This window comes from Rhodocytophaga rosea (assembly GCF_010119975.1).
Classification (GTDB): Bacteria; Bacteroidota; Bacteroidia; order Cytophagales; family 172606-1; genus Rhodocytophaga; species Rhodocytophaga rosea.
This window is the reverse complement of sequence record NZ_CP048222.1, coordinates 1045732-1058376: the sequence shown is the minus strand read 5'-3', so window position 1 is coordinate 1058376 and position 12645 is coordinate 1045732. Positions and strand designations below refer to the sequence as shown.

Genomic DNA, 12645 nt, shown 5'->3' with positions numbered 1-12645 from the left:
AGCGAAAAAGCTGCAATCCTTCTTTGTTTCTGGCTGGGTAGGAAGAGAACCTGGAAAATAAGGGTAATAATTAGCGTAAGGGAGTTGTGCTTCTGTCTTCCGGAAAATTATATATCACTTTACTTTTTCCAGTAAACCTTTAAACCGGTTGTCAGTCCTTAGGGAAGCCAGGTCGTTTTCCTTTTGAAAATGTTCTTTGCTGCCATATCCATTCTCAATGGCTTTGTAAAGGGCAATAAATGCTTTATCTGTTTCATTGATTCTGGCATATCCCCTGGCGAGGTCATAGAAATCATGGCCTATCGGTTTAATCTCCACCAGTTTTTCGTAGGCATGTACGCCTGCTTCATACTTGCCCAGCTGGTATTGTACTTGTCCTAACTGCGCATACAAAGCCCGGCTTTTAATCCCTGTCTTCAGGACTTTCAACAGTACAGTTTCTGCTTGGGTTATTTTTTTCTCTGCAAGCAATGTATTAGCCTGATTAAAAGCTTCCGCTTCTGCGTCACCCATTCGTTCATAAGAATTGAGGCTTGTCTGTATCCAGGTTCCGTTATCGGAAATTTTCTTCCATTCTCCGCCTTTCAATTCCCATAAAGCTGATTTTATAGTATTGTGTTCTCCAAATCCGCCATAAGCTGCTATTACTTTTCTTGCTGGGTCATATCCCAGGGCAAGGCCAGATCCCAAAGGACCACCAGAAGCTATTTTAGAAAGTGATTTCCCATTCCAGTTCCAGGTTTCTCCATTGGTGCCATGTATAATGATCATGTGTAGCTCTTCGCTGTAGGTCATGGCATGGCCGGTAGTAACGCCTATATCAGGCACTTCGATTTGCTTCCAGATCTTTCCATCAAATTCCCACAAATCCGCTGGCTGATCGTAGCGTTTTCCGCCAAATAGTACTAGTTTTTTCCGGCCAGGATCATATGCAAAGCCAACATTACCTCTTGGTCCCGGGCCGGGGATAGAAAGTGGCGTAAATACATTTTCTTTCAGCAACCAGGTAAGACTGTCAGGCTGGCCGCTTATGGCATTGCGTCCACTATATATGACAAAGGCACCCAGATGATCTGCGAAAACCATTTTGTGGTGATCATGGGCATCTATTGGACCGGTATTGACCTTCTCCCAGGTTGAACCGTTGAATATCCAGGTATCATCTTTATTATCTTTTAGGAAATTCTCTCCCCAGCCACCAAACAGGTATATCTGTCCGGTTTTGGTATGTAGGGCAGCCGCATTGCCGCTTCTTGATCCTGGTCCGAAAGCTTTAATCTGTGCCCATTTCCATACATCATTTTGCGTTGAATCCAGGTGGATGGCATATCCATCAAATAGTAACAATGCTTTGCTGGCAGGATGATAAATAAAGTGTGCCCTGGCTCTGGCATCTGGCATAGCTGTATTCGCTTGGTCAAGTGTGGCTTTTTCCTGCACTACTATTTCCAGCACCGGAAAACCAATCAAGCCAATTATAAAAATGAGGCTTTTTAGAATGGTCTGAAACATGTGAATGTAAATTATAATCCGAGTAAGCAAAAAATTCGCAACCCATCTTCCTATCCGATAGGAGTGGAGGAGAAAGTACAGATATGAGATTACTGTTGATACTTTTTAATAATGGCTTCTGCACTATCAATCAGCTCTTTTTTTTGCTGTTCGTTCAGAGAATTGCTTTGGTTGGCTAATGCAATACACATCTGGCTGGAGCGTATGCTGCCGGGCTTATCCTGCAAAGCATTATATAAATCGGCAAGTCCACTGAAGGCATAAGGAGATTTTGGAAACTGGCTGGTATAATACTCAAATATTTCCTTTGCTTTGGTAAGATTTCCGCTTTTGATAAACTTATAGCCCTCATAATTTAAAATACGCTCCATGGGCGGGTCGGCAGGATAATTGGCCAGATGGATTTTTATATAGTCAAATCTCCGTTTTTCAGGCTCCCGGAACATAAAGAAAATGACAGTCTGCATGCCTTGCTTTGAGAACAGAGGAACTGTAACACCAGATGACCTGGCTTGCTGCCAGGCTTTTTGCACCAAGTCCAGCTTATCAGCCCGTACCCAGGACAAAAATTCACCTTCTGTGGGCAATACAGGTCTGGCCGGTGTTTTTACTACACTTAGAACATCTTCATCTAGTCCATTTTCCTTGGGCTGTGCTGATATAAACTTTTCTCCTTTCTGGTCTTTTTTTAAGGCGGCATTTAAAAATTGCAGGGTATACAAGGCTGCCAGATCATAATGCTTTTGTGGGTTGCCCTCTGACTGGTTGGCAATTTTTGCAAAGGGATAAAACTCAGCATGTGGCATATTTTTAAATTTTACCCTATATCTGGCAGCATAATGCATGGTATCTACCATTGATGTATCTTTATCTCTATCTGAATTGATGATCTCCAGTACAGGTATTCTGATAGAGGACAGTTTAAAATAGGGCAATTGATGAAGATCCATATGTAAAAAGGATTCCAGAAGCGCCACAGCATCGAATATTCCCGATTTGCTTTGCAAATGAATTCCGGTTTGAGCGAACATACCGACCATGGCTAGCTTATTCACGTCTGCTTCCGGAAGTCTGCTTAGCTGATTAATGACAAACTCGATGTCGTCGGCCTGGTAATACAAGAGACTAAGATTGTTTTCACCCCGGCCATAAAAGGCAGGACTGCTGCCCATTAATGGAATAGTGATGACTACATACCCATAACTTGCCAGATATTCAAGCAAAATACTCTGTGCCGTTACCGGACCAATGTGTATCACTACCGGAAACTTTCCGGCTACCGGGAGGGCATTATATAAACAGGCCGTAGATGTATTGGCGATTGTTTGCCAGTCTTTATCAATTACGCCATTTGGGAAATAGGGGCTAAGCGGACCGCTTCTAAACTCACGAATCAACTCGGCTTTTAGCGCCAGACTGTCTGGTTGGTTTACATCTTTTGCGGCATAATCAAAATACATTTTATACCGCATATATTTCCCGTTCCCTTTTTGTGCCGGATACCAGACATATAGTTGTAAAGGCCGCCCTCTGACAGGCTTTGCTTCTTCGATTTGTGGAAAATAATTCCGGCTATAATCAACCGTCATAATGGTTTTGAAGCCAACTTCATACTGGCCAGGTTGAAGTTTTCCCCATTGCGGATACTGGGCATATCCTTTCATACACAGAAGATGTGTAACCAAAATAATAACCAGTGCCTGTTTCATAACCGGATTCACCGTATAAGTTCAACTGAATTACAGTTTCGGTAAAAACAGGCAACAGGGCTTCCATTCCGATAAGAATGGAGAATAAATCTAAGCACTCATTTTTTTCAGAAAAGGTTCACGGTATTTGGAGGGAGTAGTGCCATACCGTTTGCGGAATAATTCATTAAAACTGGATACTGAATTAAAACCAGAATCCAGGGCAATGGCTGCAATCGTGAACCGGAAGTGTGCCTGGTTGCTCAGCCGCTGCCTTGCTTCTTCCAGGCGGAACTCATTTACATAATCGGCGTATGTTTTTTTCAGACGTTCGTTGAGTACCTGCGACAAATGATGGCGGGAAGTTGAGAGTTTAGCTGCCAGTATATCTATGGTCAGTTCGGGTTCCAGGTACAGTTTTTCATGCCCTATTAGGTGGTGCAGTTGAGCTTCAATACGGTCACCTTCCTCTGGTTTAAGGCTGGAATGGGCATATTTAGGCTGGTTTTGTACTTTTAAAGCGACCACTGGCTTTTCCGGCGCAGCAAAAGGAGCCGAAGCTGCAATCACCCGGTAACTGATCCAGTAAATAAGGATAGTAAGCGAAAGAAACAGCAGGCGCAGATCTGGTAATTGTCCGTAATACCTCACCATTATGGCCAGAGTAAGAATAATCAGCAATTCAACTATTGTAACCACCCGGATAAATCCTCTCACCTGCGGAATACTTATTTTGTAGGCAGCAAAAGCATAGGCGCTCAGGATGGCTGACTGAATGGCACCCTGAATATAGGAATGCGGATGGATATGCAAACCAGGAAGATGCAGCAAGGAAGCACACTCATGCAGAGTTGCTATCAAAAACGGAACAAAATGCAACAGATCTTTGCGGTGGAAAGTGTTGGTGTTTTTTGATTGAGTATATAGATAAAGGATAGGTCCGATTAATAATGGGAATTGATAAGATAAACCATACAGATACAATACATTTTCCATCAGCCATACTTTGGTGATCACTTTAAAAGTCAGCTGCAAACCAACGATTACCAGAAAAACGCCCATATACACATTGGAAAGCTCCTTCCGGTGATTCCTGAAAAACCACAGACTTAATAAAGCGCCTTGCAGGGCACCAAATAAAAGCAGGAAGATGTTGGCCTGGTGTATCATTATTGAAAAAGTATAGCATAAAGATACACAAGCCTTTGCAGGAAAGGAATACACAAATGATGGTATTTGATGCGCAGATTGGGTGATTTTTATGCATTCAAACATAAAAAACAGGGATTTAATTACAATTAACCAAAGGTGGAACAGCTATAAGAAAACACACAGCCATGATGCTACACCGGTTAATACAATAAGAATAGTCTTTATATTATTACCGGTAATTATCCCACGCTTGGCGACCTGTCAAAGCTGACAACCGACTGATGTGAACAAAACTTAACATACATTTTGCATACAGGAAACGCTTCGGTCTCAGGACGTACCTACTTTTGCGCCAGCTGATTTGTGCAGGTCTGATTGGTTTAGTCGTATGTTTAGTCAGCGCTATAGCCGGGAGAAGCGTGGTGCTAAGTAGCTCAACATCTGGCCGCTCATTCACTCTATTTTTATGTGTAAGATTTATAGACCTAATAATCAAAAATAAAAGACCTGAGCAAAAAGGTGTTAGCCATGGTGGATATAAAGTTGTAGAGGAAAGCTCACCTGCTTTGTATACTATTTTTGCCAGTATTCTCGTTTCTTTCCATAGAAACACCTGTATATTGAAATAAAATTTGATATATTTTAAATATTTTTTTTCTGAACCCCTGCAGAATTTTATATAAAATCACCCAGAATGCGTGAGCAAATAAACCATACCCGGCTTTTGATTGCTAAGGAATAATAATGTAATAAATCAATTCAAAATATAATTTTTTGAATGCACCCTCCGCCAGTCTTTTATAGTATAGCTCCGGCCATTTTGTAGAATACTTACGCACCTAAAGTCATATCTGACTATTTATGTGTTTTTTCGAAAATGTGTTTGGCAGATCATAGAAATTTAAAACTGCTGATACCTGTTTTTTGAATAAATCTGCCTCTGTTTTGCTAAAATTCTCATTTTATCTTTAGTAAAGGCATCTGTGTATTTCCCCCTCTTCCGCAGATTGTATACTGACGCTGATACCCCAGTTTGCGCTTTTTTACCTGTATATACGCCTAAAAATGACACTTTAAATCACCCATTATGAGTGATTTTTTTTCATTTGATAAATTGGCATTTTTGAAAATACTGGTAATTCGATAGCTATGTTTAATAATTAATTTGGGTCATTTTCCAAATAATTGGTGGCATATCTATAGGCTTTCCAAAGAATATATCAACAACCTATAACTTCATTTAAATTATGCCAAAGAAATTACTGATGGGGATGCTACTAACCATATTATGCATCCAGCAGATCTGGGCACAAACCCGTACGGTTACCGGAACCGTGCGAGGTGCTACGGATAACTCACCCTTACCGGGGGTAAACGTAATTGTAAAAGGCACCAACAGCGGTACTACTACCGGCGGCGATGGTGCATACAGTTTGCCCGTTCCGGAGAATGCAACGCTCGTATTCAGCTTCATTGGGTTTAAAACCCAGGAAATTGCTGTAGGAAACCAAACCGCCTTAGACGTAAAATTAGCTGAAGATGTAACCAGTCTTACAGAAGTTGTAGTGACAGCATTAGGTATTGAAAGAGAAGCAAAATCTCTGGGCTATGCTGCCTCTACCGTAAATAATGTGGAATTAACTAGGGGAAGAAGTGCCAGTGTAATGAACTCATTGCAGGGTAAAATTGCCGGTGTAAATATCTCTACTGCTTCCGGTGCACCAGGTGCTTCCACCAAAGTAATCTTACGGGGATATTCTTCTATTGGTGGAAATAATAACCCACTCTATGTAGTAGATGGTGTGCCAATCAATAACAGTGCAAATAACTTCTCTTCAGATGACATCAACTACAGCGCAAGAACCGACCTGAATGATTACCTGGATTTTGGAAACCGGGCCAATGATATCAATCCGGATGATATAGAATCTATTACTGTACTGAAAGGCGCTTCGGCTACGGCATTATATGGTTCCAGGGCTGCCAGTGGGGTAATCCTGATTACTACGAAAAAAGGAAGGTCAGCTGAGAGAATAAATGTTGATTTTACCAGTTCAGCTACCTTTACTACTCCGTTGCGTCTGCCTCAATTACAGAATACTTTCGGACAGGGCTGGAGCGGCCACTTTGCATTTGAAGAAAATGGAAGCTGGGGCCCAAGAATGGATGGCAGAGACCGTTTATGGGGTAACGTGGTAGACAATTCTCAACAAATTAAGCCATTCAGTCCTCAAAAAAACCTGAAAGATTTTTACGAAACAGGGACCTCGTATATCAATACAATAGCTTTAAGCGGTGGTACTGAGAAATCTACTTTTTATTTGTCTTACGGGAATGTATCTGAAAATGGGATTGTACCTACAGATGCTGACTCCTATAAAAGAAATACACTGGCTTTACGCGGTTCTACCAAAGGAAAGAATTTATCAGCATCGGCTTCTTTGAATTATGTACGCAAAGACGCTAAAGCATTGACTTCCGGACAAGGTGGCCAGGGAACGACTGTGTTCCAGGAGATCATTCAGACTCCCAGAGATATGAGTATTGTAGATTTTAAGGATCTCAACAACAAGTTTAATAACCTGAACAACTTCTACAACCTATACGCCCAGAATCCTTACTGGCCTATTTATAACAATGGCAATACATTTGATGAAAACCGGATTTTCGGAAATGTGAATCTGGGTTATCAGATTACGCCCTGGTTAACTGCTTCCTGGCGGGTAGGCGGAGATATTTCCAATGCATTGGTAAAAGGATGGGTAGCTATTGCTGAAACAGATCCTTCTAGTCCGAATGCTTCTCAAAAACAGTATGTGGGAAGGGTGAATGAAAGAACCAGATTTGCCAGAGAACTGAATAGTGATTTTATACTATCCTCTAACAACAATATTACAGAAGATTTAAATATCACTGGTTTAGTGGGTTATAACGTAAATGAGCGGTATTTTAAAGATAACCTGGCTTATGTGAATGACCTGGATATTCCCGGGTATTACAATCTTTCAAACAGTTCAAATCCTCCTGTTGCACAAACTTCTACTTCTTTAAGAAGATTACATGGCATATATGCACAAGCAGGTTTATCCTACAAAGATTTCTTGTTCATCAATGCGTTGGCCCGGAATGACTGGTCTTCTACGTTACCGGTAAATAAAAATTCATTCTTTTATCCTGGCGTTAACGGAAGCTTTGTGTTTACAGATGTACTGCCTACCATAAAAGGTGTACTCTCGTATGGTAAAGTACGCGCTGCCTGGGGGCAAACCGGTAAAGATGCTGATCCTTATCAAGTTAACTCAGTGCTGACGCCTGGTTATGCGCAACTTCCTTTCGGAGATATTACTTTCCCTTTAAATGGCGTAAATGGATTTGAAGTATCTAATACGCTGGGAAACAAAAACCTGAAACCTGAAATCACTACTGAATATGAATTTGGTGCCGACTTACAGTTCCTCAATAATCGGATTGGTATAGATGTAGCCTATTACAACCGTAATACGGTGAACCAGATATTTGCGGTACCGGTTGCTGCTTCCTCTGGCTATGGTTTTAAAGTACTTAATTTTGGTAAAATTCAGAATAAAGGGATAGAACTATTAGTGACGTTAAATCCTGTTAAAACCTCTAATTTCAACTGGGATATCAGATACACCTTCTCTAATAACCGTAACAAAGTAATTGAATTAACATCCGGACTTGAAAAAGCTACTTTAACCCAGGCTTATGGTGTTGAATTTGTTGCCATCAAAGGTCAGCCTATGGGTGTATACCGTGGATATGTACCTTTAAAAGATGCGCAGGGACGTACAGTGGTAAACGAGGCTACCGGATTTCCTATTTCAGCCCCTCAAAAAGAAATATATGGCAATGCCCAGCCTAAATACCTGATGGGATTGTATAATACATTCACGTATAAGGATTTATCTCTGTCCTTTGGCTTTGATATGAGACAAGGCGGACTAATTTATTCTTATACACAGCGCTTATCTCAATTTGTAGGAAACAGCACTAATTCTTTATATAATAACCGCCAGCCGTTTATTGTTCCAAATTCTGTGTATCAACCTGTTGATCCTAATACAGAACTTCCACAAGTGGATGATGCAGGCAATCCGGTATATGTAGAAAATACAAAGATCGTAGATGTAACCAATGTTTCCTCCTATTGGAATGATACCAGTAATCCTCCCATTGAAAGAGAACACCTGGTAGATAAGTCTTTTGTAAAACTAAGAGAAGTAACCATCGGATATTCATTGCCAAAAAGCTTGTTTAAAAATATTCCGGTGGCAAATGTCAGCATCAATTTAGTTGGCAGAAACCTGCTCTTATGGACACCTGATGGTAATAATATCATAGATCCTGAGGTAACTACTTTCGGAAACGATCTGACAGGTGACTTTGGTGAATTTGGACAGGGCCCTACGGTAAGAAGCTTCGGCGCAAGTTTGAAAGTTGGTTTCTAAAGATCTGTTACCTCATAAAGTTTGCAACTTAACAAGTTGCTTTCTAACTACTTAAAATACTAATAAAATGATAAAAAAATTAATAAATATAGGACTCGTTTTTGCGCTGATATTATATTCGACTTCATGCGGCAACGATTTTCTGGATGTAAATGTAGATCCTAACAACCCGAGTGATGCCACAGTTAATTTGGTATTTCCGGCAGCTGTAGCTTCCAGTGCGGGAGTAATAGGCGGATGGTATGCGGTACTGGGCGGAATATGGTCGCAGCATTGGGCGCAGAATAACGGATCAAATCAATACAGAGATTTTGATTCCTATGACTTACAGCCGACTGACCTGGATTTTCAATTCCAGGAATTATATGCCAATGCCTTAAACGATTATGAATTTGTACGTAAAAGAGCTTCTGCCGAAAAGAACTGGACTTTTTACCTGATGGCTACGGTTATGCAGGCATATACGTATCAGGTACTGGCTGACTTATATGACCAGATACCATTCTCGCAGGCACTTCAGGGTAATCAAAACAATCTTACTCCAGTATATGAAAATGGTCAGGCGGTATACGATTCTTTAATTGTACGCCTAGATGAAGCATTAGCTAAAGACTTTAACTATTCAGAAAATGGTTCTCTTACCTCTAAAGCGCCAGGTGAGGCAGATTTTCTGTTTGGTGGAAATATGGTCAAATGGAGGCAATTTGCGAATACATTAAAACTTAAAATGTATTTAAGGCAAATTTATGCCAGACCAGAGGTAGCTAAAGCAGGGATACAAGCCTTGTATGCTTCCAGTGCCCAGTTCTTAACAGAAGATGCCGCTATGACACAGTTCATTGATGTGGCCAGCAAGAGCAATCCTCTATATGAAGCCGATCAGCGGCAGTTGAATACAAACCAGAATTTACGTGCGAGTGTCACTTTACTATCGTTCTTACAAGCAAGTAAAGACCCCCGGATAGATGCGTATTTTATACCAGGATCTGCAGGCCATAGAGGTTTGGCACAAGGCAGTTTTAATATTCCAAGTACTTCTATTGTACCTACTGCGTTATCAAGAGCCTTACTTACCGCCACAGACCCAGTATATTTTATTTCCGCCTCAGAAAGTTATTTCTTACAGGCAGAAGCTGTAGCCAGAAATTTAGGTACAGGAAATGATGAAGCTTTATATACACAAGGAATAGCTGCTTCATTTGCGCAGAATAATATGAGTACCACTATTATTTTAGATTCGCAAGGCAATGATTCTTTATCATACAGTACAGTAGATTCTTTAATATCGCCTGAAAAACCTTATGCCTATCCTTCTACCGGATCTTTTAAAGAAAAACTAAAGGCCATTACCGTACAGAAATGGGCGGCTATGGCGGGCACTAACCAGGGCCTTGAGTCATTTTTTGAGCAGAACCGGACAGGTTTTCCTGAATCAACAGATGTAGCTGCTTTTTTGCCCAATAATACAGTGAATCCTGAATATTATCCTGCACATGCCGGTGAATTCACTTATGCTGTTGAGGGCGTGACAAGTGGGCTTTTCCCAAAGAGAGCTTTGTTTACTGATACAGAGCGATCCAGAAATCCCAATACGCCGCCACAAGAGCCTATTACAAAAGCAATATGGTGGGATGTAGCAGAAAAAATTGACTAATTACAAACATAGAAAAATATGAACAACAATAGATTTATATATCCTGTTCTCTTCATGCTAGTGACTTTGTTCTGGAGTTGCGAAAAAGAGCTGGATACAGAAGGCTTATCCAGGATTACTACCTTTGCTGATATACAGGTAACTGGCGATGAGTTAGCAATTGTAACATTAGGCCAACCTTATACTGACCCAGGTGCTACTGCGGTCGAAAATGGAAAATCAGTAACAGTTACCACTGAAGGAGAAGTAGATGTAAATACAGCTGGTATCTACACTATCACTTACTCTGCTACTAATTCAGACGGATTTCCTAATGAAGCCAGCAGATTAGTGGCCGTTCTGCCACCCTTACCCGATGAAGTAAAAAACATGGATCTGAGTGGTCAGTATGTGCGTACAGGTAATTTTGCAACTGTTGAAAAACTGGCTGATGGTTTATACTATATGACTAATGTAGGAGGTTTAGCTGCACCAAGTCCGATCGTAGGGGTGTACTTTTTACATACTGGTCCTACTACCATAGATGTGCCTCATCAACCTACCTCTGTTGGCGGCCTTCAATGCCTGTCAGAAACCTTAAGTCCCGATGGGAATAGTTTCTCCTGGAGAGTGGTAGAAGATCAACTGACTTACTTCAATGCAAGCAGTATTCGGGCATTTTCTAAGGTAAAACAACCCACCATCAGATACGAATAGTTAACAAAGTATAAATGAACAGAGATATGAAAAAATATTCAATATTGATAATAGTTCTTGCTGTATTGGGCTTATCAGCTTGTGAAAAAGATGATCCTGAAATCATAAATACAGCTACCTATCCCGTAAGTGGGGAATGGTGGGTAACTTATCAAATAAGAAACGAAGCAGGCCAACTAGAAGATGTTGGAGGTGGATATTATCCATTGATTACATCGAATACTGCTTCCAATAAGCCTGATTCTATATGGATTACTGATGAAGGTACATATTGGGATTATCAGGTAAAAGCAGGACTGGATCTGCCAAATAAATCTTTTGCAGTACAGGAAGGCCAGAATGTATCCTACGATAGTAAAGTGCGGATTGCGAATGGCAAGGTCTTTTTAAACGAAGGCCGTTCAACCAGTGGTGTGGTCACAGATAGTTTATATATGGAAGTAGCTTTTGATGATGATTCTGAACCTTTTGGTACCACTTACATTGTTTCCGGCCACCGGAGAACAGGTTTCCTAGAAGATGAGCATTAATAACATTTTTGTGTAAGTCATAATAAGGCAGTCTTACCAAAGACTGCCTTATTATGACTGCTTTTGATTCTCCTTTTTATGCGAATAAAATTTATAAGAAATTTTTTATTGATGATCATGGCTTTGTATAGCCAGCATGCGATATTGAACGCACAGGCTGTACAAACCAAAGAACCTAATTACCGTGACCCTGTTCTGGACCGGCAGGCTAACATAATTGCAGAAGTGAAAGCAAAGCCAGAAGCCACCCAAGGCACGTATTATATAGATACCGAATGGCATACAGGCAATATTTACTTAAAGTCTGGTGATACGCTCCGGAATTATCCGCTCAAATATGATATTGATAAAAACCTGATCGAAATTAACACGCCTCAAAACGTAAAAGTCCTGCATGGCGACAAAGCAGTTGCTTTCGAGTGGAATACTGGAACTTCTACAGCTACCTTTATCAATGGAGAGTATTACAAGGTAGACGGCACCAGACTGGTTGGCTTTTTCCAGGTGCTGGTAGTAGGTAATTTTCAGTTGCTATCCAAAACAATGTTAGAGGTAAAAAAAGCCGATTATAATGTAGCCCTCGATGTGGGAAGCCGGGCAGACAAAATTCTGAAAAAAGAACGGCTATTTATTGCCAGAGATAAACAACTCTATGAAATCAAAGGCAAAGATGATCTAACACCTTTTGGAGATAAAGCCGCTGCTGTAAAATCATATGCGAAGGAGAACAAACTCAAACCCAATAAACGGGAAGATGCCATGAAACTGGTGCTCTATTCTAACACAATCTGAGCATTTTTATAAAAAATACATTTTTTTCAGCCATGCCTATAATTGCATGGTTTTTTTTTGCTCTTACCTGTTCTTTGCCTTAAAATATAATAAACACACTGGGTAGTATTGGCAAATTGATGATATAAGTTATTAGTAATCAGTATAATAAT

General features: G+C 40.6%; 8 protein-coding genes. 5 read left to right on the top strand and 3 right to left on the bottom strand.

Annotated features, from left to right (window positions below; all coding sequences use genetic code 11):
* Positions 1-114 precede the first annotated feature (114 nt).
* The 3 genes from GXP67_RS04560 to GXP67_RS04550 form a co-directional block, all read right to left on the bottom strand.
* Positions 115-1512, bottom strand: coding sequence for a TPR end-of-group domain-containing protein (locus tag GXP67_RS04560; RefSeq protein ID WP_162442065.1), 1398 nt, complete (start codon positions 1510-1512; stop codon positions 115-117).
* A gap of 89 nt (positions 1513-1601) precedes the next feature.
* Positions 1602-3176, bottom strand: a complete 1575-nt coding sequence (locus GXP67_RS04555; RefSeq protein ID WP_162442064.1) for an alpha/beta hydrolase — start codon at positions 3174-3176, stop codon at positions 1602-1604.
* 135 nt (positions 3177-3311) lie between these two features.
* Positions 3312-4370 (bottom strand): AraC family transcriptional regulator, encoded by a 1059-nt coding sequence (locus GXP67_RS04550; RefSeq protein ID WP_162442063.1) that lies wholly within the window; start codon positions 4368-4370, stop codon positions 3312-3314.
* A gap of 1229 nt (positions 4371-5599) precedes the next feature.
* Between GXP67_RS04550 and GXP67_RS04545 the strand changes: the two genes are divergently transcribed.
* From GXP67_RS04545 to GXP67_RS04525, 5 genes are all read left to right on the top strand, one after another.
* Positions 5600-8821: a SusC/RagA family TonB-linked outer membrane protein gene (locus GXP67_RS04545; protein WP_162442062.1), complete on the top strand. Its 3222-nt coding sequence runs from the start codon at positions 5600-5602 to the stop codon at positions 8819-8821.
* Positions 8822-8888: 67 nt separating this feature from the next.
* The gene (locus GXP67_RS04540; protein ID WP_162442061.1) at positions 8889-10475 is read left to right on the top strand and encodes a SusD/RagB family nutrient-binding outer membrane lipoprotein; all 1587 of its coding nucleotides are present in this window, start codon (positions 8889-8891) and stop codon (positions 10473-10475) included.
* 54 nt (positions 10476-10529) lie between these two features.
* Positions 10530-11171, top strand: a complete 642-nt coding sequence (locus GXP67_RS04535; RefSeq protein WP_162442060.1) for a DUF5011 domain-containing protein — start codon at positions 10530-10532, stop codon at positions 11169-11171.
* Positions 11172-11197: 26 nt separating this feature from the next.
* On the top strand, positions 11198-11701 hold the full coding sequence (locus GXP67_RS04530) for a lipid-binding protein (protein WP_162442059.1): 504 nt from the start codon (positions 11198-11200) through the stop codon (positions 11699-11701).
* 78 nt (positions 11702-11779) lie between these two features.
* Positions 11780-12493 (top strand): hypothetical protein, encoded by a 714-nt coding sequence (locus GXP67_RS04525; protein ID WP_162442058.1) that lies wholly within the window; start codon positions 11780-11782, stop codon positions 12491-12493.
* Positions 12494-12645: the final 152 nt, after the last annotated feature.